Source organism: Streptomyces sp. NA04227, from assembly GCF_013364195.1.
Lineage (GTDB): Bacteria > Actinomycetota > Actinomycetes > Streptomycetales > Streptomycetaceae > Streptomyces.
This window is the reverse complement of record NZ_CP054918.1, coordinates 6972937-6996086: the sequence shown is the minus strand read 5'-3', so window position 1 is coordinate 6996086 and position 23150 is coordinate 6972937. Positions and strand designations below refer to the sequence as shown.

Below are 23150 nucleotides of genomic sequence, written 5' to 3'. Positions count from 1 at the left end.
GGACGACACTCCGTGATCACCGAGGAGGCCTGTGCCCGCGCTGCCGTTCTGACTGACCGAACCGCTCTGGGATCAATTCTCGGCGCTGCTGCCTGAGCGGCGGGGGGACGGCCCTCAGGCGAAGTGGAACAGCACGCCCTCGCCGCGTTCGGCCACCGCGAGGACGAAGGTGCGGAAATCGTTGAATTCGTCCTCGTCGACGAAGCCGTAGTCGTCGTAGGCAAAGCCGTCGTCGTGGACGGTGAACGCCTCGCCGCTTCCCTCGCACGCGTCGGCGAACCGTATGTCCCGCAGCCAGTCGGCCAGTTCGGTCATATCCGCGGGATCGAGTTCCATGGCCGTGCTGTCCTCGTCGTCCTCCTCGTCGTCGTGATTCGTGCCCTTGGCGTCCTCGTCCCGGTCATCGTCTTCGTCTTTGTCTTCGTAGTCCCAGTTCAGGCCGACGTGGTCCCCGCCCATGAAGACGTTCACGGGTGCGTCCCAGACCAGTGCCTCCCACAGGTTGAGCGAGAACCGCTCTATGGAGAAGGTGCGGCGCTGGACGCTGAGATGCGAGTCGAGCGGCGTCTCGTCGCCCTCCGGGCCCTCGTCGATGAGACGCGCCGCGTACGAGGGGTCCCGCCTGGCGCGCTTCAGTTCTTCCTCAGTGACGCTTCTCAGTGTCGCCGTGACGCCCACGTCTCTCCTACGGGTCGGGCTGACCGCGGTGGGATACGGCCGCCGGGGGCCAAGATCGCCGCTCATGCTAGCCAGTGCTGGAACGATGTTTGACTGCCGGCCAGGCTGGTCGTTGGGGTGGTGAGAACTCGCATGCGGCCACGTCGGATGTCTGCGAGCATGCGTCGCTGTGGAGATCAAGAACTTCGTCGTCCGCCGTGCGGTTGACTCCGATGCCGCCGCGGTGGCCGAGGTGTGGCTGCGTTCCTACACGGCGGCGCTTCCGAGCGTGCACCGAGCCCATACCGACGACCAGGTCCGGTCCTGGTTCCGGGAGGTGGTGGTGCCTCACCAGGAGACGTGGGTGGCGACGGTCGGCGGCTCGGTCGTCGGGATGATGGTGCTGGACGACGAAGACCTGGATCAGCTCTACCTCGATCCTGCCTGGCAGGGCCGGGGCGTCGGCGGCCGCCTCGTGCACCTGGCGAAGCAGCAGCGTCCGGCCGGGCTGGCGCTGTGGACGTTCCGGGTCAACAAGTCGGCACGTCGCTTCTACGAACGGCACGGCTTCGTCGCCGGTGAGTGCACCGACGGTCACCGTAACGAAGAGCGGGAACCGGATATCCGGTACGTGTGGCGCGCTGGGAAGCAGGAGCGCTGAGGGCCCTGCACGCCGGACAGGCACTAGCGTCGGCCACGTGAATGACGACATGTACGTAGGCAACGCGGGCGATGACACCGCCCTGGACCGAGGATGGCTCCTCGGCCACTTCAAGGAGGTGGGCGATCCTCGGCACAGCGAGGATGTGGAGATCAAGTGGGGCGTCCACCCCGCGGGCGACGAGCGGCGGCAGTGGGTCGAAGGCGAGAAGCGCACAGCGCTTCTGGTGCTCATCAGCGGCCGTTTCCGCGTGGAACTCCCCGGTCGCAGTGTCCTGTTGAAGGAACAGGGCGACTATGTCGTGTGGGGTCGCGGGGTCGACCACTCCTGGTTCGCGGAGGAGAAGTCGGTGGTGCTGACGGTCCGTTGGCCGTCTGTACCCGGTTACGCCGTACCGGAAGAGCAGGCCCCAACGCGCGGGCGGGACTGACCACGAAGCGCCGCGCGCGTAGGCCTGCGCGGCGCGCGACACGAGTCGGGCCGGACAGACCCCACCCCTGCCGCGCGCCCAACCCGACCCGGCTCGCGCCCGACCGCCCCGACTCAGACCGTTTCGGTCTCGCCCGCCACTTCCCGCAAGGGCCACACCGGATCCACGAACGCGTCCGTCTCCCCCTGTCTCCGCAGGAATCTCTGGAAGTTCTCGGCCAGTTCGGCGTGCCAGATGATCTGCTGCCGGTGCAGCTCGGCGGGCGTGAGACCGGCGATCTTCGGGTGCCGTTCCGCGACCGCGCAGGCGAGACGGGCGGCGGCGAGCGCGTCCGCACCGGCGGTGTGGGCGGACTTCAGGGCGATGCCGTACTCCGCGCAGACGGCTTCGAGGTTGCGTTTGCCGCGGCGGTAGCGGTCCACGAAACGGTCGATGGTGTACGGGTCCACGACCGGCGCCGGGTCGTGGCCGAGCCGTTCGCTCAGCGAGGGCAGGGCGTGGCGCCGCAACTCGGCGGAGAGCAGGGTGAGATCGAAGGTGGCGTTGTAGGCGACGACCGGGATGCCCGCGCGCCAGGCACCGGTCAGGACCTCCGCGATGGCGTCGGCGACTTGGTCGGACGGGCTTCCCTGGGCCGCGAGTTCATCGGTGATGCCGTGCACGGCAGCCGCCTCGGCGGGTATCGGTATGCCGGGGTCGGCCAGCCACTCACGGCTGCCCAGCGTCTGTCCGGCCCTCAGCTCGACCACGGCTCCCGTGACGATGCGTGCCTGCTGCGGATCGGTGCCCGTGGTCTCCAGATCGAAGCCGTAGACGAGCTCGCGGTGCCAGGCCATGGGACCCCCTTCTCGATGGTGCGTTTCCCCCAGTGACCTCACGATCCCATGCCCCACTGACAATGCGGACCGCTGCCTTCCGCTTCACGTGCGCACACCGGTCGACGAACGGCCCGTAGGCACGGAGATCTCGACTGTCGGCCCACGGCCCACGGTCCACGGGTCACGGCCCACGGTCCACGGGCCACGGGCCACGGGCCACGGGCCACGGGCCACGGGAGGGGAACTCAGGAGACCGGCCGCGAGTCCCCCCACGCCAGTTCGAACTCCTCGCGATAGGTGTCGAAGAGGCCGACCTCGTCCTCCTTGCCCGGTTCGGCATGGCGCACCAGACGTCCACCGCCGCGCAGCACGAGCACCGGCGCCTCCATGCCGCGCGTGCGCCGCAGATACGACTGGACCACCGCGATGCCGTCCGCGCCGTCCCCGTCCACCAGATAGGCGGTGAAGCGCGGCGTCTCGTCGAAGACGTGTATCTCGAAGGCCCCGGGGTCGCGCAGACGTGAGCGCACCCGGCGCATGTGCAGGATGTTGGCCTCCACGGCTCGGCTCAACTCGCCGCGCTTCATGCCCAGTTCGCGCTCCCGGCGTTTGACGGAGCTGCTCGCCGGGTTGAGGAAGATCAGCCTGACCCGGCAGCCGGACTCCGCGAGGCGCACCAGGCGCCGCCCGGAGAAGTTCTGCGTCAGCAGGTTCAGGCCGATACCGATCGCGTCCAGCCGCCGGGCGCCGCCGAAGATGTCCTCGGCGGGGAAGTTGCGCAACAGCCGCACCCGGTCCGCGTGCACCCCGACGACGTCGCCGTAGCGGTCGCCGACCAGTTCCTCCACCGCGTCGACCGGCAGACGGCGCGCCGAGGGCACGTCGGAGCCGGTGCCGAGTATCTCCAGGAGCCGGGACGCGGCGCGTTCGGCCTGGGCGAGCACGGCGGCGGACAGGGCCCGGTTGCGGGAGACGACGTTGCGGGTGACCTCCAGCTCGTCGAGCGCGAGTTCCACCACCCGGCGGTCCTCGAAGTACGGCTCGAAGCAGGGCCAGTGCTGCACCATCAGCTCCCGCAGCTGCGGAAGCGTCAGGAAGCTGACCACATTGTCGTCGGCCGGATCGAGCAGATAGCCCTTGCGCCGCGAGACCTCGCGCACCGCGACCGCGCGCTGGACCCACTCCTGGCCCGCCGGACCCGCCGCGGCCACCACCCAGTCGTCGCCGTGCACCGGTTCGTACACCGGGCGCAGCACCGCCGAGACCACGGCGCGCAGCCGCTGTTCGACGAGGTTCAGCCAGATGTACGCGCGCCCCGCGCGCTGGGCTCTGGTACGTACCTCGCCCCAGTCCTCCGACCCCCAGTCCAGTTCAGCACCGATCTCCATGGGCCGCGCCAAGGACACCGCTCCGGGTGGGACCTCCGCCGTCCCTCCCTCCTGGTCGCTGTCACCAGGTGGAAGTTCCAGCCCTCCCGAGCTCACGTACGTACCGCCTTCCCCACCCCCGTGCACTCCCCCGTTCAACGATCAAGGAGAGTACTCCGCAAGAGGGCGCCGACGCAGCCTGATGCGTGGGGGGATTTCTCAACCATCCTTGCTCACACGGTAGTTCCGCGCGAGTCGGGCCTGTTGCCAGTGAGCGGATTCATAGCCCGGGGGCATCGGCCGCGGACAGAAAGCGGTACCGATCGGTCCCGGACATCCACGGGCCCGGCCCGCGACCGACACCCGGCAGGCGCCCGACGTCCCAGAACGATCGACATCTTTCAGGAAGACTTGGGCGAATCGTACTGAGGTGCCCCGATCCGGGGCCACAGGTGACCCCCGAGCCAGGGGGCCGGAAGCGGAAGAGTCGTATCCATGCAGGTATGGCCTGGTCAGGCTTATCCCCTCGGTGCCACCTACGACGGCGCCGGTACCAACTTCGCGGTCTTCTCCGAGCCCGCCCGCCGCGTCGAACTGTGCCTGGTGCACGACGACGGCTCGGAGACGGCCGTGGAGTTGCGGGAGAAGGACGCCTTCGTACGGCATGCCTACCTGCCCGGGGTGATGCCGGGCCAGCGGTACGGATTCCGGGTGCACGGCCCCTACGAGCCCGCGCGCGGACATCTGTGCAACTCCTCCAAGCTGCTGCTCGACCCCTACGCCCGGGCGGTCAGCGGCGGCATCGACTGGGGTGAGGAGGTCTACGGCTACCGGTTCGCCGCCCCGGACCGGCCCAGCGACCTCGACTCGGCCCGGCACACGATGACCTCGGTCGTGATCAATCCGTCCTTCGACTGGGGCGACGACCGCCCGCCGCGCACCGACTACCACCGCACCGTCCTGTACGAGGCCCACGTCAAGGGCCTGACCATGCGGCACCCGGCGCTGCCCAAGGAGATCCGCGGCACCTACGCCGCCCTCGCGCACCCGGCGATCCTGGAGCACCTCACCGAACTCGGCGTCACCGCCATCGAGTTGATGCCGGTCCACCAGTTCGTCGACGATCACCGTCTGGTGGAGCAGGGCCTGAACAACTACTGGGGCTACAACACCATCGGCTTCTTCGCCCCGCACAACGCGTACGCGTCCTGGGGCGACCGGGGCCAGCAGGTGGTGGAGTTCAAGTCCGCGGTCCGCGCCCTGCACCAGGCGGGCATCGAGGTCGTCCTCGACGTGGTCTACAACCACACCGCCGAGGGCAACCACCTCGGCCCGACCCTGTCTTTCAAGGGCCTCGACAATGCCTCGTACTACCGCCTCGCCGAGGACCGGCGCTACTACACGGACACCACCGGCACCGGCAACTCCCTGCTGATGCGCTCGCCGCACGTCCTTCAGATGATCATGGACTCGCTGCGGTACTGGGTCACCGAGATGCACGTCGACGGCTTCCGCTTCGATCTGGCGGCCACGCTGGCGCGGCAGTTCCACGAGGTGGACCGGCTCTCGTCGTTCTTCGACCTGGTGCAGCAGGACCCCGTGGTCTCCCAGGTGAAGCTGATCGCCGAACCCTGGGACGTCGGCGAGGGCGGCTACCAGGTCGGCAACTTCCCGCCGCTGTGGACCGAGTGGAACGGCAAGTACCGCGACACGGTGCGCGACCTGTGGCGCGGCGAGCCCCGCACGCTCGCCGAGTTCGCGTCCCGGCTCACCGGCTCCTCCGACCTGTACCAGGACGACGGCCGCCGTCCGCTGGCCTCGATCAACTTCGTCACCTGCCACGACGGCTTCACGCTGCACGACCTGGTCGCGTACAACGACAAGCACAACGAGGCCAACGGCGAGGACAACCGGGACGGCGAGAGCCACAACCGGTCCTGGAACTGCGGAGCGGAGGGGGCCACCGAGGACAAGGAGATCCTGGCCCTGCGCGAGCGGCAGATGCGCAACTTCATCGCCACCCTGCTGCTCTCCCAGGGGGTGCCGATGATCTCCCACGGCGACGAGTTCGCCCGCACCCAGCGCGGCAACAACAACGCCTACTGCCAGGACAACGAACTCGCCTGGCTGGACTGGCCCGAGGACCGCGAGGAACGGCTGCGGTTCCTGCGGGCGATGGTGTGGCTGCGCCGGGACCACCCGGTCTTCCGCCGACGCCGCTTCTTCCACGGCCGACCGGTCGAGGGCACCCACGACGAGCTGTCCGACATCGTCTGGTTCACCCCCGAGGGCGAGGAGATGACACAGCGGGACTGGAGCGAGGCGAAGGCGAGCGCCCTCACCGTCTTCCTCAACGGCGCCGCCATCTCGGAACCGGGCCCGCGCGGCGAAAGCGTCACCGACGACTCCTTCCTGCTGATGTTCAACGCCTCCCCGCAGCCCCTGGACTTCCTGGTCCCGACCGGCCACGGCAAGGAGTGGCGGATCGTGGTGGACACCGCCCGCCGCGACCCGGTGCCGCCCGGCCCGGCCCCGGCCGTGCACGCCGGTGACCGGTTGCCCCTGATCGACCGGAGTCTGACGGTGTTGCGGCGTCCGTCGGCGTGACCGGCTCCCGGGGCGGACGCGCGCGGCGCCGTACGTGCAGTCGGGGGCACTCGCCCGCCCCCGCGACAAGCCCGGGCACCCGACGGGTACGTAGTCCCGCATGACCTCCGCACTCCCCCGCCGCCCGGCGCCCCGGCCGCCCACCGCCACCTACCGGCTCCAGCTCCAGCCCGCCTTCGGCTTCGCCGCGGCCGAGGCGGTGCTGCCGCGGATCGCCGCGCTCGGTGTCTCGCATCTGCATCTGTCGCCGGTACTGGAGGCGGTACCGGGTTCGACGCACGGGTACGACGTCGTGGACCACTCGCGGGTACGCCAGGAACTCGGCGGCGAGCAGGGGTTGCGGCGGCTGTCCGCGCGGGCGCGCGCGCACGGGCTCGGCCTCGTACTCGACCTGGTGCCCAATCACATGGCCGCCGCACCCCGCCACAACCGGCAGCTCTGGCAGGTGCTGCGCGAGGGGCCCGGCTCCGCGTACGCGCGCTGGTTCGACATCGACTGGGAGGCGCAGGACGGCCGGGTGCTGCTGCCGGTGCTCGGGGCGCCGCTCGGGCAGGAGTTGGCGCAGCTGCGCGTGGACGGCGAGGTCCTGCGCTACCACGAGCACGTCTTCCCGCTGCGCGCGGGCACCGCACACCTGCCGCTGCCCGAGCTGCTCGCGGCGCAGTTCTACCGGCTCGGCTGGTGGCGGCTGGCCCGCACCGAGCTCAACTACCGGCGCTTCTTCACCGTCTCCGAGCTGATCGGGGTACGCGTCGAGGACCCGGAGGTCTTCGCGGCCACTCATGGGACGGTCCTTGGGCTGCTCGCGGACGGCGTGGCCGACGGCCTGCGCATCGACCACCCGGACGGGCTCGCCGACCCGGCCGCCTATCTGGCCCGGCTGCACGAGGCGAGCGGCGGCTGCTGGACGGTGGTCGAGAAGATCCTCGCGGACGGCGAAGGTCTGCCCTCCGACTGGCGGGCCGCGGGCACCACCGGGTACGACGCCCTGCGGCACCTGGACGGTGTGCTCACCGACCCGGAGGGCGCAGCCCAACTGCGCGTGCACTTCCGCCACTTCGCCGCCCCGCCCGACGATCTCGGCGGCGACTTCGCGGCCACCGCCGCGCGTACCGCCCGGCAGGTCGTCACCCGGGACCTGGCCGCCGAGACCGCGCGCCTGACCCGGGAGTGCGTACGGCTGTGCGCCGAGGAACCGGCGCTGCGCGACCACGCGCCCTGGGCGCTGCGCACGGCGCTGCGGGAACTGCTCGTCCGGCTGCCGGTCTATCGCCCGTACCCGGGGCAGGGCGCCGCCCAGGTCCTCACCGAGGAGGCGGCGGCCGAGGCCCGGGCAGCGTTCGCGGTGGCCCAGGAGGCGGCGGCCGTGGACGCGGTCCGCGATCTGGTGCTCGGCCGACGCTGCCCCGGCCCGCGCCAACGGGCCTTCGCGGCACGCTTCGCGCAGACCGCCTCCGCCCTGCGCGCCAAGTCGCTGGAGGACGCGGCCTTCTACCGGTACGTGCCACTGCTCAGCGCGAACGAGGTCGGCGGCGAACCCGGCGTCCCGGCCCTGACCCCCGCCGCCTTCCACGCGTTCTGCGCCCGGCTCCAGACCGACTGGCCGCTCTCCGGCACCGTCCTGACCACTCACGACACCAAACGCAGCGCGGACGTACGGGCGGCGGTCTCCGTCCTCACCCAGTGCCCCGACCGCTGGGCGGAGTTGCTCGGCGAGCTGACCGAGCGCACCTCCCGCACCGGCGGCGCCGCCGCGCCCGCCCCCGATCATCAACTGGCCTGGGCCGTATGGCAGTCCGCACTCGGCCTCGGTGTCCCGGACGTGGACCGGCTGCGGGACGCGGTGCTCAAGCACGTGCGCGAGGCGGGTCTGCGGACCACCTGGACCGAGCAGGACGAGGAGTACGAGCAGGCGGTGGCGCGGTTCGTGGCCGAGGGGCCGGGTGGCCCCGCGTGGAAGGCCCTGGCCGCGTTCGACGCCGAGCTGCGGCCGTACGTCGGCGCGCACATCCTGGGCGCCGCGCTGCTGCACCTGACGATGCCCGGGGTGCCCGACCTCTACCAGGGCACCGAGGAGGAGTACCGGGCGCTCGTGGACCCGGACAACCGGCGGCCGTTGGCCCCGGCCGGGAGCACCGGTCCGGCGGCGCACGAAGGCAGGCCCGACGACGAACTGTCCGCCCACAAAAGGGCGTTGACCTCCGCCGCCCTACGGCTGCGCCGTGACCGGCCCGAGGTCTTCGGTGCCACCGCCACGTACGAACCGCTCCACGCCGAGGGCCAGGCCGCCGCACACTGTCTTGCGTTCACGCGCTCCGGCGCCGTACTGACCGCGGTGACCCGGCTCCCGCTGCGGCTCGACGGGCAGGGCGGCTGGCACGGTACGAAACTGCCGCTCCCGGCGGGGCGGTGGCGTGACGTACTCGACGGGTCGGAATGGGAGGGGCGGGTGCCGGTGGCGGAGGTGTTCGGGGTGCGGGGGTTCGCTTTGCTGGAGCGGGAGTTGGCGGGTGGTGGGGAGGACGGGGCGGTGGGGAATCGGTGACGGAGGTCCGAGGGGCCACCTGCCTTTGCCGAACGCGGAGGTCCGAGGGCCGCCCGCCTTCGCCGAACGCGGGGCCGAAGGGCCTACCTTCCGTTGCCGAACGCGCCGTTGGGCCTCCAACGCGCCCCCGCCCCCGCACTCGTATCCGGTCCTGGACCAACCGGACCGGGAACCCAACTATCAGGTGGTCATCGACGGCGCCGACGACGGGGCAGGGCGCCGCCGCCCCCAACTCCCCCACCCGGAGGTCATGGTGAACCCACAGCGTCCCCCGCGCCGTCCCCGGTCGCACTCCGCGGCCGGAATCCTGTTCGGGCTCGCGATGGTCGCGGTGCCCGCCGCGGCCACCCTCGCCGCACTCGGCTGGCGGCCCTACGACGCGGACGGCCCCGCGCCCGGCGCCCCGGGCCCTCGTGCCGCCGCGCGCGGGCTGGACGACCCGGCGAAGAAGGAGATCGCGATGCAACTGGTCGCCAGCGCCGAGAACTCCTCGCTGGACTGGCGCGCGCAGTACCCGTACATCGAGGACATCGGTGACGGGCGCGGCTATACCGCGGGCATCGTCGGCTTCTGCTCGGGCACCGGCGACATGCTCCAACTCGTCGAGAACCACGTACGGGACGAGCCGGGCAGCATCCTCGCGAGGTACCTGCCCGCCCTGCGCGCGGTCGACGGAACCGACTCGCACGAGGGGCTCGGCCCCGCCTTCGAACGCGACTGGCGTACGGCGTCCGAGGGGCAGCCCTTTCGGCGTGCCCAGGACCGGGAACGCGACCGCGTCTACTTCGACCCCGCGGTGCGTCAGGGCAAGCGTGACCGGATCGGTGTGCTCGGCCAGTTCATCTACTACGACGCGATGGTGATGCACGGACCCGGCGAGGACGAGGAGAGCTTCGGCGGCATCCGTGCCGCCGCGCGCGCCTCGGCCGCGCCGCCGGCCGACGGCGGGGCCGAAGTCGCCTGGCTGCACGCCTTCCTGGACGCCCGGGTCCGGGTGATGAAACGGGAGGAGGCGCACTCGGATACCAGCCGGGTCGACACCGCACAGCGCAAGTTTCTGAACGAGGGCAACCTCGGCCTCGACACACCGCTGAACTGGCAGGTGTACGGGGACAGTTACCGCATCGACTGACGGCCCGCCGCCACCACCGCTTTCGCGGACGCCCCTTGGGCTGCTGGCCCCTTTCATGACGCCACCCGGCACGGGTGCGCGGAAGCCGTACGACCATGCGCTTGGACTCCCGCGCCCCGTGCCGGGCGGTTCACGTGTGGGGCTCAGCCGGAGACGCTGGCCCGGCCGTTCTCGATGTGGCCCATGAGTCGGCGGCGGAAGCCCTCGTCACCGTCGGCGGTCACCTCGATGTCGTACCAGCCGTGTGCCTTGGCCGCGGAGTGCGCCACCGTACGGCTGCCGCCTGCCTTGACCGTGATGCGGCGGGTGCGCTTGCGCCGATCGGCCTCGTCGACGTAGCCGAGCGGGCGGACGGTGAAGGTGACGGGCGCGCTGCCCGAGTTGCGGAGGGTGAGGTGCACCTCGCGGTCGTCGTGGTCGATGCGCGAGCCGACCTGGGCGACCTGCTCGGCCCGCCCCGCGAACTCGCGCCGGAAGCCGTTGGGGCCGGTGACGGTGAACCGGTAGCTGTCACCGTGGACAGGCACACTCCACTGCGCCCGGCCCTTCACGTCCTTGTGCTGCGGAACGTCGAACTCGCCCGCGTACGGGTAGAGCGCGAAGTGCGCGCTGGCGCGCCCGCTGTTGCGCAACGCCACCGTGACCGTCCCGCCGTCCAACTTCGCGTGCGCGTCGGGGCGGTAGGGAAGCGGACGCGCCGGGCGGGTGCCCGACTCCTGGACCGGCATGTGCTGCTCCGCGGGCGGCGCCGGGCGCCAGCGGCCGGTGAACGGCGGGATCGGCCCCGGCTGTGCCACCTCGGGCTGCGGTTTGCCGCGCCCGAAGTCGAACGCGGAGGTGAGATCGCCGGTGACCGTGCGCCGCCACCGCGTGATGTTCGGTTCCTCGATCCCGGTCCACTTCTCGAGCAGCCGGATCACCGAGGTGTGGTCGAAGACCTCGGAGCAGACGTAACCACCCACGGACCAGGGCGAGACCACGAGCATCGGCACCCGGATGCCGAGACCTGTGGGCAGTTGCTGCCAGCGCTCCTCGGTGTTGTCGGCCGGGGGCACGGGCGGCGGGACATGGTCGAAGAAGCCGTCGTTCTCGTCGTAGTTGATCAGCAGCACGGTGTGGCGCCACTCCTCGGGGTACGAGGCGAGCGCGTCGAGCACCTTGTAGACGAGCGAGGCTGAGGCGATCGGCGAGGAGGAGCCGGGGTGCTCGCTGTCGACGGCCGACGGTACGAGGTAGGAGACCTCGGGCAGCGTGCCCGCGGCGACGTCGGCGCGGAAGGCGTCGGCGAGCCCGCCCGTCTCGACCCGGCGCAGCCCACGCTCGAACAGGGAGCGCTCGGCGACGCTCAGCGTCTTCACGCCCTCGTCGAGCGCGGCGAGCAGGCGGTCGCGCTCGGCGGCGTCCTCGGTCTCGCGCACCTTCGCGTAGAAGGCCTCCATGTACGTGAAGTCACCGGCCTTCGCCAGCGCCTTGCGCGCGATCTTCTTGGAGGTGGTGAAGAACTCGATGTTGTTGTCGGTGAAGTTCTCCCACTCCGTGTACGTCTTCCACGTACGGCCTGCCTTCTCCAGGCGCTCCGCGTACGTGGGCCACGGGTAACCGGGGTGAGTCCCCTCGGCGTACGCCGCGTTCGTCACGGCGCGACTGCCGTCGGCCTCGTAGCCGGTCCAACCGCTCCACAAGTGGTTGCGGTTGGGGCTCGTCGAGGTGTGGGTGGAGGAGTGGTAGGCGTCGCAGATGGTGAACGTGTCCGCGAGTTCGTAGTGCAACGGCAGGTCCCGGCGGTCGTAGTACGCCATCGTGGCCGCGGTCTTCGCGGTGATCCACCCGTCCATCCAGCCACCGCGCCACGCCTTCGCCCCACCGGACCAGGAATGGTCGAGGTCACCGATGTACTGAAGGTCCTTGCTCTGGGCCTCGGCCGCGTCGCGGACGGGGAACGGCAGGACGGTGCCCATCGGACCCGGCTGCTCGAAGACCGGCTTGCCCGAGGGCAGTTCGACGGCATTGCGGTCCCCGAAGCCGCGCACCCCGCGCAGGGCGCCGAAGTAGTGGTCGAAGGACCGGTTCTCCTGCATCAGGATCACCACGTGCTTCACGGCCCGCAGACCGCCCGTCGGCGGTTCGGCGGCGAGCGCGGCCTGGAGCGACGGCGGCAACAACGAGCCGGCGGCCACACCACCGACGGCTCCTCCCCCGAGTGCGAGCATCCTTCTGCGTGAGATATCCGGTGACATGCGCGCTCTCTTCGCCGACGACGACAATGGTTCGGCTGCGAACCATTGATGGTTACAGCGCTGGACGGTATGCGGAGCGGATGTCGATGGGAAGACCCGGCGACAACACAATGGTGAAATGTCCTCCGGTACGCACCGGTAGCACGACGCCGCTGGAGTGACACGGCCACCCGACCAGGCACCTCCGTCGCGGGCCGTGTCACAGCCCCGGCTCCTCGCGAGGCGACGTTCAGCCGGACTCGGCGGGCCGATCGGCGAAGACGCCCCGCAGCATGCCCGTGGCCTGACCGACCTCGATGAGATAGCCGTCCGGGTCGCGCAGATAGCAGCGGATCTCGGCCTTCCGGTCGATCGGCGGGGTGAGGAACTCGGCACCCTTGCCACGCCAGTCGCGGTAGCACTGCTCGATGTCCGCCACACGAATGTTCAGAAAGCTCGTCGCCGTTCCCGGATCGGTCGGCGGACGGAGGGTGACGTCGGGCTTGTCCGGCGTCGGACCACCGCCCGGATTCATGATGAGCCAGCCGTTCGCAAGCTTCACGATGCACGGATTCTCGTCGAGGACGACTTCGCCACCGAGCACGTCCCGATAGAACGCACGCGAGCGCGGGACGTCCGCGACGGTGAGGAAGTGGGTGAGCAGCAGTCCTGACTCCGGAGCCGGAAGGTCTGCGGGCATGGAGTGACACCTCCTGATGTCTGTCGGGCGCACCTTCCAGGGTGGGCCACCGTGGTCATTCGCGATATTTGTGTACGGGCAGGTGAGGGGCGCGGGTGCGATGGAGTGCCGGCGGTGCCATGCTGCTGCGCCGCCCAACCCGCGCAACGGGCCCCGCTCGCGGACGACCTCTCCCCCGAGGTGCGGGTCGCTCTCGCCTACGAACCCGAGTCGTACGACCCGCGTACGACAGACGCTCCGCTGCCGGACGCAGACGCTCCCGCCGCCTGCGCCACGACGCCCACCCCACCCGCCTCCTGAGGCATCCGAAGAAACACAGGTAGAAACGCTTCTGCAGATCTCGTGGGGAGGGGCGCAGGGGCCTTGCCCGGCACCGGAAAGCCGCCTTGACTCGTCATCTGCGGCGTGGGCTACTGCCTTGCGTCGAGGGATCGTACGGGGGTGAGTCACCTGACCGGACAGCGCTATCCCAGCGTGCCCGAACTCATCGGCTCGGCACGGGAGTTGGCCGCCGCACAGCCCGCGCTGTGCAGCCTCTCGCAGGTGGGTACCTCCCGTGCCGGGCAGCCGGTGCACCTGCTGTCGGTGGGTCACGCCACGCGCTCGGTGCTGGTCGTCGCGGGCGCCCACGCCAACGAACCGACCGGCGGGTCCACCGTGCTGGAGCTGGCCCGCCGCGCCCTGGACGACAGTGCGCTGCGGGCCGCCTGCTCCTGGCACCTCCTGCTCTGCGCCGATCCGGACGGCGCCGGTCTGCACCGCAGCCCCGCGCCGCGTTCACTGCTCGACTACCACCGGCACTTCTTCCGGCCCGCGGGTCCCGAACAGCCGGAATGGTCGCCCTCCATCCTCCCGCCGGACCGCCTGCCGCCCGAGACACGGGCCCTGACCGGGGTCATCGACCATGTCCGGCCGTACCTCCAGATCTCCCTGCACGCCACCGAACTCGGCGGCAGCTGGGTGCAGTTGACCCGGGACGTGCCCGGCCTCGCCGAGCCGTTCGCCAAGTCGGCGGCCGCGCTGCACATCCCCTTGGAGACCGGCGCCTCGGACGCGACCGGCTGGCGCTGTGCCGGTCCCGGCGTCCATGTGATGCCGGACGGGGACGGCGAGGCCGCCTTCCCCAGCCTTCCGGAGGACCCCCGGTGCAGCACCTGGCACCACGCCCACCGGTACGGGGGCCTGACCGCGGTCGTCGAGGTCCCGATGTGGGCGAGCGACCTGGTCGACGACCCGGCTCCGCATCCGGCGCCCGACCTGGCCGTACGGCACATCGCGCGGCGGCTGCGGGTCCAGGCCGGGCAGGTGGAGGAGATCCTGGCCGAGGCGCTGCCCCGGCTGCCCGGCGCGGACGGGCCGCTGCTGCGCGGCGCGCGCTGGGCGCTGGACCTGGCCCCCGGGCTCGCCGAGGACTGGGGCAGGGGCGCGGCCCCGGGGACGACCGTGGCCTGTGTCGGCAGCCTCGACGCCTTCGGGCGGCGGCTGCCGCTGCGCGCCGGTGCCATGCTGCTGCGCCTGCTCCGGGCGGCCGAGGACCCCGCCGCGCCCCGGCTCCAGGCTCTGGTCACCACCTGGTGCGAGAGCTTCGCCGACGGCTTCCGGGCCCGGTGGATACCGCTGGAACACCAGGTGGAGCACCAGTCCCGTACCGTGCTCGCGGCGGCCCGGCAAGCGGCGTGGGCCAATTGAGGCAGGGTCCGTTCGGGCGGGGCCGCGCGGAGAGCGGATATACGTAACGGCGTGACAGATGCGGGTAGCGGCGGGCCCTGCTGGCACGCCCGGCGCGCGGAATTCAGAACGCGCTGCCCGCGTCCGTTCCCTCCCCAGGTGTTGCGCCCGATCCCCAGGTGTTAGGCCCGATCAGTTCCCGGAGAGCCGGAAGGACATCTGGCCGAAGCTGACCTGGTCGCCGTCCTGGACGACGGCGGCTCCGATGACCCGGCGGCCGTTCACGCAGGTGCCGTTGCTGGAGCCGAGGTCCCGCAGTACCCACATGCCGCCCTGGCGTACGAGTTCGGCGTGCACCCGGGAGACGGTCTCGTGGCTGAGCCGCAGGCCGTTGCCCGGTTCCCGCCCTATCCGCAACGGCTTGCCGTCGGCGGCCGCGGGCAGTCGGAGCACCGGCAGACGTTCGGTCTGCCAGACCCTGCGCATCCGCTGGGTGAAGCCGGAGACGGCGCGCACGCCACCGAACACGGCGCGCTGCACCGGGCCCTCCGGGGACCGGTCCTCGGCCAAGTCCGCGGTGAGCACGGCGAGTTGGTCCGGGCGGCGGGCGGCGAGCGCCAGCTCCATCCGCCGCAGGAAGGTGTCGTGGGACAGCTTGCCTGCCGCGGCGCCCTCCCTGAGCACCTGCAGCGCCTGGTCGCGCTCGGCGTCGGAGAGCCGCGCGGGGACCGCTGGGAACTCGTAAGACGACGTCACCCGGAGATTGTCGATCAGCGCCGCCCGAAGTGTCCACCCGGTCCGTCATTTACGGGATGGCTCTTACAAGGCTGTGACCAGGAAGTACGTACATCGTGGCCGGAAGAGTCCCAGGTCGGCCGGGAAATGCGGCTGTGTGGAGCAGGGCGAAGTCCGGATGGCCATTGCGTGGTGGCCGTCGGGACGTCGGGTGGACCCGGGGGCGGAACCGGCGGGCCTGTCGCAGGATGGACGGGCGACGTCACTGTGTCCGGCAGAGGGGATGCGTCCGTGCAGTTCGAGGTGTGGGCACCGCGGGCAGGAAGGGTCACGCTCCATCTGGAGGGGACCGAACTGGCCCTGGCCCCCGATCCGCTCCGGCCGGGCTGGTGGACCCGCGAGGCCCCTGCCGCGGACGGCGCCCGCTACGGTTACGCGCTCGACGACGGCCCCGTACTGCCGGATCCGCGCTCACCGCGCCAGCCCGACGGACCAGGCGGCCTCAGCGCGGTCGTGGACCACGCCCGCCACACCTGGACGGCCCCCTGGGCGGGACGTGGACTGCCCGGCGCGGTGCTCTACGAACTGCACGTGGGCACCTTCACGCCGGAGGGCACCCTGGACGCGGCGGCCGGGCGGCTCGGGCATCTGGCGGAGCTGGGGGTCACGCATGTCGAGCTGATGCCGCTGTGTCCGTTCCCCGGCAGACACGGGTGGGGTTACGACGGGGTCGCGCTCTGGGCGGTGCACGAGCCCTACGGCGGGCCTGAGGCGCTGAAGCGCTTTGTCGACAGCGCGCATGCCGCGGGGCTCGGTGTGGTCCTGGACGTGGTGCACAACCACCTCGGTCCGCACGGGAACCAACTGCCCGCCTTCGGGCCGTACTTCACCGACACCCACCACACGCCGTGGGGCGCCGCCGTCAATCTGGACGCCGCCGGCTCCGACGAGGTGCGCGACTTCCTGCTCGGCAGCGCGCTGGCCTGGCTGCGCGACTACCGGCTCGACGGGCTGCGGCTCGACGCGGTGCACGCCCTGCACGACACCCGGGCCTTCGGGTTTCTGGAGTCGCTGTCGAAGGCAGTGGACACACTGGCCCTGGAAGTCGGCAGGCCGTTGTTCCTGATCGCCGAGTCCGACCTCAACGACCCGCGCCTGATCCGGTCCCGCAGCGAGGGGGGCCTGGGCCTGCACGCCCAGTGGAACGACGACTTCCACCACGCCCTGCACACCGCCCTGACCGGTGAATCCCAGGGCTACTACGCGGACTTCGCCGAGGCCCCGCTGTCCGCGCTGGCCAAGACGCTCACCGGTGGCTTCTTCCACGACGGTACGTACTCCGGCTTCCGTGGGCGGCGCCACGGCCGCCCGCTCGACCGCGCCCGTGTCTCGGCGCACCGGCTGCTCGGCTACGCCCAGACCCACGACCAGGTCGGCAACCGCGCACAGGGCGACCGGCTCAGCGCCTCGCTCACCCCGGGGCTGCTCGCCTGCGCCGCCACGCTCACCCTGACCGCGCCGTTCACCCCGATGCTCTTCATGGGCGAGGAGTGGGGTGCGAGCACGCCGTGGCAGTACTTCACCGACCACACCGATCCGGAGCTCGCGGAGGCCGTACGCCAGGGCAGGCGGCGGGAGTTCGCGGCGCACGGCTGGGCCGAGGCGGACGTCCCCGACCCGCAGGATCCCGCCACCCGGGAACGGTCCTGTCTGGACTGGACGGAGCCCGCCCGGCAGCCGCACGCACGGCTCCTCGACTGGTACCGCACCCTGATCGCGCTGCGCCGCGATCACCCCGACCTCACCGATCCGGACCTGGCCGCCCTGCGGCTCGCCTGCGACGAGGAGGCCGGATGGATCGCCTACCGGCGCGGCGACCTCACCGTGGCGGTCAACCTCGGCGACGAGGCCGCCGCGATCCCCTTCGGCCGGGGCCGCGCCCGCGTGCTCGCCGCCTGGGGCGAGGTCCAACCGCCTGATGCCCAGGGCAGGTTGACGGTGCCGGGCCAGTCCTGCGTGGTGCTGGCACAGGCCTGAGCCGCACGCCCACGTGAGCGGCCGCCCGGGGTGCGCCCCGGCAGCCGCTCACCGTTGCGGACGGCCGCGGGGTCAGCGTCCCGAGCGCCAGATCGCGTCGTAGCTCTCGGCGGTGTGCTCGCCGGTGACGACCGTGTAACTGCCGACCGCCCAGAAGCGGCCGGTGCGCGAGGGGGCGAGGTCCGCGACGGTGAACGCCTGGGTCTTCCCCTCGGGCCGGGCGCCGACCTCGCGGCGCCAGGAGCCGTCGCGGTAGCGCCAGAACTCCTGCGGACCCTCCCAGCCCTCCGGGTCGCCGGACAGCACCACCGAGCCGCGCCCGTCACCACTGAGCGCCTGCGGCCACAGCCCGGCGACCGGCCCGGTCACATCCGTCCACTTCCGGCCGTCCCAGCGCAGCACCTTGGGTACGGGGCCCTCGGTGCCGGTGGCGTATCCGCTGACCCACACGCTGCGCGCGGACTCGGCGTACACGTTCGTCAACTGGACGTTGTTCAGGGCGGGTCCGGCGTCCTTCCAGGTCTTGCCGTCCCAGTGTTTGACCAGCGGCCGCTGCTTCTGGCCGACATGCGCGAAGCCGCCCACGGCCCAGGCGTCGCGGGCCGACCGGGCGTCGACGTCGTTCACCCCGTGCCCGGGGGTCAGTTCGGTCGTCGTCCACCGGCCCTTGGCGTGGGAGCTGAGGAACCGTTCGCCCGCCATGAAGGTGCGCCCGTGGGTCGCCGCGACCTCGGAGAACCCGTGGATCGCCCCGTCGGGCAGCTCGGCGAGCGGGAACTCCTTCCAGCGCAGTCCGTCGAAGTGGGCCATGACCTCGCCGGATTCGTCGCCCCAGCCGTAGGCGTAGACGCTCCAGGGCGAGGAAGCGTCGACCGAGACCCAGTACTTGACCTTCGGCAGACCGCGGTCGGTGATCCGGTGCCAGCCGAAGCCGTTCCAACGCAGCAGGACGCCCTCGGAGCGGCCGCCGCTGCCGGGCACGGTCTGTGAGCCGGCCGCCCAGGCGTGGAAGGGGTCGGTCGAGGCGACCGCGTTGAGGTTGGCGCCGCTGTGCAGGGTGGTGGCCGAGGAGAGCGTCCAGTCGCTGCCGGTGGCCGGGGCGGCGAACGCCACCGGGGCCGCCGTGGCGGTCATCGCGGCGACGACGCAGACGGCGGCGAGACGGGCGAGGCGCCGCCCGCTTCCTTTGTGGGTCCGGTGATTCGAGCGCATGCGTACTCCTGACAGGGCGTCATGGAAAGTGGACGCGGGCCCCCGTTCACGCCCGCCACACAGTTGACCGCTCACCCGGGCACACAGTTGCCCTGCACGGGCGATCGGCCCAAGTCACTTGCGGGAACTGGGAGTTGATCAACCGGAGCGCAGGATTGAGCTCACCGAATCCGGCGGACTCACGCCTTGGGGCGGACCCACCTTCGCAGCGGCGGCAAGGCACCCCGCCCCTCCGGGAGCCGGACCGTCCGCGCGGTTCAGCTCTCCATCGCCAGGCGCGCGCCGAGCAGCAGCAGTACGCCGCCGGAGATCTGCTCCAGACGGCGCCGCACACCGGCCCGCCCCAGGACTGCCTTCATCCGGCCGACGCACCACACGTACACGCCGTAGTAACCGACCTCGTACAGCGCCCAGATCGCGGCGAGGCCGAGCATCACCGGCAGTTGGGGCGCGCCCTCGGGGACGAACTGCGGCAGGAAGGACATGGCGAAGATCGCCGCCTTGGGGTTGGCCAGGTTCAGCAGCAGCCCGCCGCGGTAGGAGGCCCAGTCCGAGCGGGGCGCCGCCAGTTCGTCGAAGCCCTCCGAGGCGCGGGTACGTCGCGCCTGCCACAGCGTCTGCACACCGAAGACGACCAGGACCACCGCGCCGACGATCCGCATCAGGTCGTACGCGAGCTCGGAGGCCGCGAGGAGTGCGGTCAGCCCGAAGGCCGCGATCACTCCCCAGAGGAAGACGCCCGTCTCGTTGCCCAGGACCGTCAGAAAGCCCGAACGCCTGCTGCGCAGCGACTGCTTGATGATCAGCACGGTGCTCGGGCCGGGCGAGGCGGCTATCAGGGTGCAGGCGCCGAGGAAGGCGAGAAGGGTGCGCAGCATACGGGCCATGGTCGTCCCCCGGCCGCGTGCGGTGCCAGCCTTTTTCGGCGGCCCTGGCAGCGGGCGGGAGAGGGGGCACTCCTGCGGCGAGCCTCCGGCGCCGGCCCCGTTCCGTGGCTTCCGCCGGGGCCCGGAAGCCTTCGCGCCCTGCCCGCCCCGGCCCGGCGGGGGCGGCAAGACCCCCGCCGGGCCGAGCGGGCCGTGCCCCGCTGTGGTTCATGTCATGACGCCCGGGATCGCGGACAGCGGCTGGCGCACGCCGTTCTCGTGCCGCACGGTGAGCGTGACCCGCCTGCCGGGCTTCGCCTCGGCGACCGCCCGCGCCAGGTCGGCGGCGGAGCCGATCCGCTGTTCACCGAACAACTCCAGTACGTCGCCGCGGACCAGGCCCGCCGTGTAGCCGGGTCCGGGCACGTGCACGCCCACCAGGAGCGCGCCGCCGCCGGGGGCGTCCACGGCCTCGATGCCGAGCGTGGCCTGCTTGTCCTTGCCGCGCTCCGCCCGGGGTTCGTCGCCCGCCTTCGCGGGGGCGGCCGGGGCGGCGCCCTGCCCGGGCGCCTCCTTGCCCCGCCCGTCCGCGGGCGCCTGCCCCTGCGCCGGGCCGCCCGGTGGGGCGCCGCCGGACTTCTGCATGTCCGCGAGCTTGCTCATACCGATCACGGTCGCGCTCACGGTGCCGAGCCCGACACCCGAGAGCACCAGGCCCACCGCCACCGTCAGCCCCACCAGCAGGGTGATCAGCCGCCGTCGCCGCCTGCGCGCGGGTCCCGGCCGGTGCCCACCGCCCCCGCCCGGACGTCCGCCGGACTTGCGTGCACGGGCCTTCTCGCTGCCCGGCATCGGCTTGGGACGCAACGCTGTCTGTTCCATGTCTCGCCTCCGCCTCTGATCTACCCGCCGACACCCCTCGTCACGATTCACGAACGGGTGACAACGCGAGGAAATCCGGCATCACGGAAAGTTGCCACCATTTCCCAACTTCTTTCGCCCGCAAACCATTTGGGGCCTGGGCGGCGGTATGGCCCGGACAGCAGCGTGGCCCGGACGCCCTCCCGCCGGGCGTCCGGGCCACGCTCACCTCACCGGGCCAACCGGGGCCCGGTCGTACTCAACGCGCGCTCAGCGCACGCTCTCCCGCGCTCAGCCCGCCGCGGGGACCCCCGGCGACTGGGGGCCCGGCTGCGCCTTCCACACGAAGGGCAGTACGGTGCCGGTAGGCGGCAGCACCGGATACTCGCCCTTGGGCACGGGCCTCGGGCCCACCCGGTGCGCGAGGAACTCCTCCCGGTAACGGCGGCACTCCCGGTGCCAGTTGAGGATCGCGCTGATCCAGTTCTCCAGCTCCCGCACATAGCCGTCGACCACCTCACGGCCCTTCGCGTCCAGGCCGAAGTCCTCGCACAGGACCGGGAGTTCGTTCTCCGCCACATGCCGGAACTGGCGCAGCCTGCCCTGCATCAGGTCGTGCACCAGACGGACGCCCGTCGGGTAGTCGCAGCCGAAGAAGTTCTGCACCACCAGGACGCTGTTGTGCACCTCGCCCTCGTACTCGATCTCCTTCTGGTACGAGAACAGGTCGTTCATCAGACAGGCGTAGTCCATGGCGGAGTTGACCAGGGCCTTCATCGGTCCGCTGGCGTAGAACGCGTCCGGCAGGCGCTTGCCGTGCGAGATGCGCGACAGGCTCGTGGTCATTTCCGAGCCGAAGGTGGCCCGGCGCATCTCGATGTAGTCGACCGGGTCGGGGATACGGTGCTGGATCTCGTTGGACACCTCCCACAGCCAGCCGTCCAGCATCTCCACCACGCCGTTGCGGAACATCGTGCGCGACTCGATGTTCATGGGACCGGCGGTACGCGCCCACAGGTCCGCGAGTCCGCGCTCCAAGGCGTTGAGGTGCCCGGCGGCCCGGGCCAGCTCCGGATTCTCCACGATCATCAGGGACTTGAGCCGTTCGTGCATCAGCCGGGCCGCGGCGAGGTCGCCGGTGCGGGTGTAGAGCGCCGGGTACCAGTCGTCCCCGTAGGTGCCCCAGGCCAGCCAGGCCGAACCGAGGTCCAGGTCCACCTGGTTGGCGTCCGGATAGATCCCGGCCGCGCACAGGGCGAGGTCGTAGCGGTCCAGGTCCTCCTCGTCCCACAGGCCCTCGGAGATGATCCCCATCGCGTACGACCAGTCGACCAGGTTCTCGCGTGCCTTCGGCAGCAGCGAGCTGAGCCGTAGCTCGAAACCGGTCTCGATATCGGGCACTTGGGACGGTCCTACGCGCTGGAACGGCACATGCGAGTAGTTGCGCAGCCGCCGCACACTGGCGGGTGAGAAAAGGGACCGCACGGCCGCGGCCGCGGTGCCGAACCCGGTCGGGCCGCCGAGCACCGGCTCCTCGGTGACCGCGCCCTCGTTCATGTAGCGGCTGGAGCGCAGGTGCCACTCGTGCCCGCCGGACTGCCAGTCCTGGAGCCCCTTCACATACGCCGCCACGGCCGCGTACTCGTCGGGGGTGAGCGCCTTCTCGGCGCATTCGGCGGGCAGTTCGGTCAGCGCGGTCGCCTCGAACTGCTGCAACCGCGAGGTGATCAGGTCGTTGACGGCCTCGGCCGCGTCCTGCGTCGTACAGCCGAGGAAGGTCTCCAGGACCAGGACGCCGTTGCTCAGCTCGCCCTCGTCCTCCACCTCGCGCTGGTAGGAGAACAGGTCGTTGCGCAGATGCACGCCATCCGAGAAGGCGTCGCACAGAACACGCAACGGCCGCGAGAGCGCGACGCGTTCGGGGACCTCGGCGGTGGCGTACTCGATGAGCCCCGCCGACCAGGGGGCGCCGCCGACCTTGCGGCGCATCTCGATGTACTCGACGGGGTTGGAGATCCGGCCCTCGTTGATATTGGCGAGTTCCCAGTCGGACTCGTTGAGCAGATTGCGGGTCGCCTCGGCGAAGCGCTCGCGCCAGGCGAGGGACATCGCGGGCACGGTACGGACCCACAGGTCCGCCAGGCCCGCCTCGACGGGGTTCTCGGGCTCGGGCATCGGCTCGGAGAGGTCCATCGGCATGAACCGGGCCAGGCGCTCCAGATGGACCTTGCCCGCTGCCCGGTCCTGGCCGCGCTTGAACGCCTCCAGGAAGTGGTCGTCGAAGAAGAAGACCCACACGTACCAGTCGGTGATCAGGGACAGCGCGGGCCCGTCACAGTCGGGGTGGGTGTACGCGCACAGGAGTGCGTAGTCGTGGGCTTCGAGGTCGGATGTGTCCCACACGCCGGAGCCCTCCAGCATGCCCATCTCGCGCGCCCACTCGGCACTGTGGGTTCTGGCCTCCTCCAGATGAGGGCTGAGCCGCGCGGGATACGGCATGTAGAAGTCCGGCAGAACGAACGGCTGCGTCATGGCCCGGCTCTACCCGGGGGCGCGCGGGCTCATCCGAGCGGCGCTTCGAGATCCCCCCTTCGCGTGAACCCTGGCCGTTTCTGCTGCGGGATCGGGTGGGGCGAGC

Annotated in this window: 18 protein-coding genes; 8 read left to right on the top strand and 10 right to left on the bottom strand. The window is 71.3% G+C overall.

Features of this window, described 5'->3' with window-relative positions; genetic code table 11:
- Positions 1-114 precede the first annotated feature (114 nt).
- On the bottom strand, positions 115-678 hold the full coding sequence (locus HUT18_RS29490) for a hypothetical protein (RefSeq protein WP_176103576.1): 564 nt from the start codon (positions 676-678) through the stop codon (positions 115-117).
- A gap of 169 nt (positions 679-847) precedes the next feature.
- On the opposite strand from HUT18_RS29490, the gene HUT18_RS29485 reads away from it, so the two are divergent.
- Together HUT18_RS29485 and HUT18_RS29480 are read left to right on the top strand one after the other, a co-directional pair.
- Positions 848-1318: a GNAT family N-acetyltransferase gene (locus HUT18_RS29485; protein WP_176103575.1), complete on the top strand. Its 471-nt coding sequence runs from the start codon at positions 848-850 to the stop codon at positions 1316-1318.
- 37 nt (positions 1319-1355) lie between these two features.
- Positions 1356-1748 (top strand): signal peptidase I, encoded by a 393-nt coding sequence (locus tag HUT18_RS29480; RefSeq protein WP_176103574.1) that lies wholly within the window; start codon positions 1356-1358, stop codon positions 1746-1748.
- A 113-nt stretch (positions 1749-1861) separates the two neighbouring features.
- Here HUT18_RS29480 and HUT18_RS29475 read toward each other — a convergent pair whose 3' ends face one another.
- Together HUT18_RS29475 and HUT18_RS29470 are read right to left on the bottom strand one after the other, a co-directional pair.
- Positions 1862-2584 carry an exonuclease domain-containing protein gene (locus tag HUT18_RS29475; protein WP_176103573.1) on the bottom strand — a complete coding sequence of 241 codons (723 nt, stop codon included), beginning with the start codon at positions 2582-2584 and terminating at the stop codon, positions 1862-1864.
- A 227-nt stretch (positions 2585-2811) separates the two neighbouring features.
- Positions 2812-4050, bottom strand: coding sequence for an SAV2148 family HEPN domain-containing protein (locus HUT18_RS29470; RefSeq protein WP_176103572.1), 1239 nt, complete (start codon positions 4048-4050; stop codon positions 2812-2814).
- 378 nt (positions 4051-4428) lie between these two features.
- Here HUT18_RS29470 and glgX point away from each other — a divergent pair, with 378 nt between their 5' ends.
- From glgX to HUT18_RS29455, 3 genes are all read left to right on the top strand, one after another.
- Positions 4429-6540 (top strand): glycogen debranching protein GlgX, encoded by a 2112-nt coding sequence (gene glgX / locus HUT18_RS29465; protein ID WP_176103571.1) that lies wholly within the window; start codon positions 4429-4431, stop codon positions 6538-6540.
- A 100-nt stretch (positions 6541-6640) separates the two neighbouring features.
- Complete coding sequence (gene treY / locus HUT18_RS29460) at positions 6641-9085, top strand: malto-oligosyltrehalose synthase (protein ID WP_176103570.1); 2445 nt, start codon at positions 6641-6643, stop codon at positions 9083-9085.
- A gap of 184 nt (positions 9086-9269) precedes the next feature.
- Positions 9270-10217: a chitosanase gene (locus tag HUT18_RS29455; RefSeq protein WP_303246562.1), complete on the top strand. Its 948-nt coding sequence runs from the start codon at positions 9270-9272 to the stop codon at positions 10215-10217.
- Positions 10218-10360: 143 nt separating this feature from the next.
- Here the strand turns inward: HUT18_RS29455 and HUT18_RS29450 are convergent, their stop codons facing one another.
- Both HUT18_RS29450 and HUT18_RS29445 read right to left on the bottom strand, forming a co-directional pair.
- Entirely contained in the window at positions 10361-12454 is a 2094-nt protein-coding gene (locus HUT18_RS29450) for a phosphocholine-specific phospholipase C (RefSeq protein ID WP_176103569.1), read from the bottom strand.
- Positions 12455-12683: 229 nt separating this feature from the next.
- Positions 12684-13133, bottom strand: a complete 450-nt coding sequence (locus tag HUT18_RS29445) for a VOC family protein (RefSeq protein WP_176103568.1) — start codon at positions 13131-13133, stop codon at positions 12684-12686.
- Positions 13134-13238: 105 nt separating this feature from the next.
- On the opposite strand from HUT18_RS29445, the gene HUT18_RS29440 reads away from it, so the two are divergent.
- Both HUT18_RS29440 and HUT18_RS29435 read left to right on the top strand, forming a co-directional pair.
- Positions 13239-13433, top strand: coding sequence for a hypothetical protein (locus tag HUT18_RS29440; RefSeq protein ID WP_176103567.1), 195 nt, complete (start codon positions 13239-13241; stop codon positions 13431-13433).
- A 141-nt stretch (positions 13434-13574) separates the two neighbouring features.
- Positions 13575-14822: a M14 family zinc carboxypeptidase gene (locus tag HUT18_RS29435; protein ID WP_254878867.1), complete on the top strand. Its 1248-nt coding sequence runs from the start codon at positions 13575-13577 to the stop codon at positions 14820-14822.
- 171 nt (positions 14823-14993) lie between these two features.
- On the opposite strand, the gene HUT18_RS29430 is transcribed toward HUT18_RS29435, so the two are convergent.
- A complete protein-coding gene (locus HUT18_RS29430; RefSeq protein WP_176103566.1) occupies positions 14994-15557 on the bottom strand; it encodes a DUF1707 and FHA domain-containing protein in 564 nt (187 codons plus the stop codon).
- A 270-nt stretch (positions 15558-15827) separates the two neighbouring features.
- Here HUT18_RS29430 and treZ point away from each other — a divergent pair, with 270 nt between their 5' ends.
- Entirely contained in the window at positions 15828-17573 is a 1746-nt protein-coding gene (treZ, locus tag HUT18_RS29425) for a malto-oligosyltrehalose trehalohydrolase (protein ID WP_176103565.1), read from the top strand.
- A 72-nt stretch (positions 17574-17645) separates the two neighbouring features.
- Here the strand turns inward: treZ and HUT18_RS29420 are convergent, their stop codons facing one another.
- The 4 genes from HUT18_RS29420 to HUT18_RS29405 all read right to left on the bottom strand — a co-directional run bounded on the left by HUT18_RS29420 (position 17646) and on the right by HUT18_RS29405 (position 23044).
- Positions 17646-18785, bottom strand: coding sequence for a hypothetical protein (locus HUT18_RS29420; RefSeq protein WP_176103564.1), 1140 nt, complete (start codon positions 18783-18785; stop codon positions 17646-17648).
- Positions 18786-19042: 257 nt separating this feature from the next.
- Positions 19043-19663, bottom strand: coding sequence for a LysE family translocator (locus HUT18_RS29415; protein WP_176103563.1), 621 nt, complete (start codon positions 19661-19663; stop codon positions 19043-19045).
- A gap of 216 nt (positions 19664-19879) precedes the next feature.
- Positions 19880-20533 (bottom strand): PDZ domain-containing protein, encoded by a 654-nt coding sequence (locus HUT18_RS29410; protein WP_176103562.1) that lies wholly within the window; start codon positions 20531-20533, stop codon positions 19880-19882.
- Positions 20534-20803: 270 nt separating this feature from the next.
- Positions 20804-23044: a terpene synthase family protein gene (locus tag HUT18_RS29405; protein ID WP_254878866.1), complete on the bottom strand. Its 2241-nt coding sequence runs from the start codon at positions 23042-23044 to the stop codon at positions 20804-20806.
- Positions 23045-23150: the final 106 nt, after the last annotated feature.

Coding starts and splice junctions, on each gene's coding strand:
- HUT18_RS29415 (WP_176103563.1), bottom strand. CDS start 19,663: ATGCTGCGCACCCTTCTCGCCTTCCTCGGCGCCTGCACCCTGATAGCC.
- HUT18_RS29475 (WP_176103573.1), bottom strand. CDS start 2,584: ATGGCCTGGCACCGCGAGCTCGTCTACGGCTTCGATCTGGAGACCACG.
- HUT18_RS29405 (WP_254878866.1), bottom strand. CDS start 23,044: ATGACGCAGCCGTTCGTTCTGCCGGACTTCTACATGCCGTATCCCGCG.
- HUT18_RS29410 (WP_176103562.1), bottom strand. CDS start 20,533: ATGGAACAGACAGCGTTGCGTCCCAAGCCGATGCCGGGCAGCGAGAAG.
- HUT18_RS29450 (WP_176103569.1), bottom strand. CDS start 12,454: ATGTCACCGGATATCTCACGCAGAAGGATGCTCGCACTCGGGGGAGGA.
- HUT18_RS29420 (WP_176103564.1), bottom strand. CDS start 18,785: ATGCGCTCGAATCACCGGACCCACAAAGGAAGCGGGCGGCGCCTCGCC.
- HUT18_RS29445 (WP_176103568.1), bottom strand. CDS start 13,133: ATGCCCGCAGACCTTCCGGCTCCGGAGTCAGGACTGCTGCTCACCCAC.
- glgX (WP_176103571.1), top strand. CDS start 4,429: ATGCAGGTATGGCCTGGTCAGGCTTATCCCCTCGGTGCCACCTACGAC.
- treY (WP_176103570.1), top strand. CDS start 6,641: ATGACCTCCGCACTCCCCCGCCGCCCGGCGCCCCGGCCGCCCACCGCC.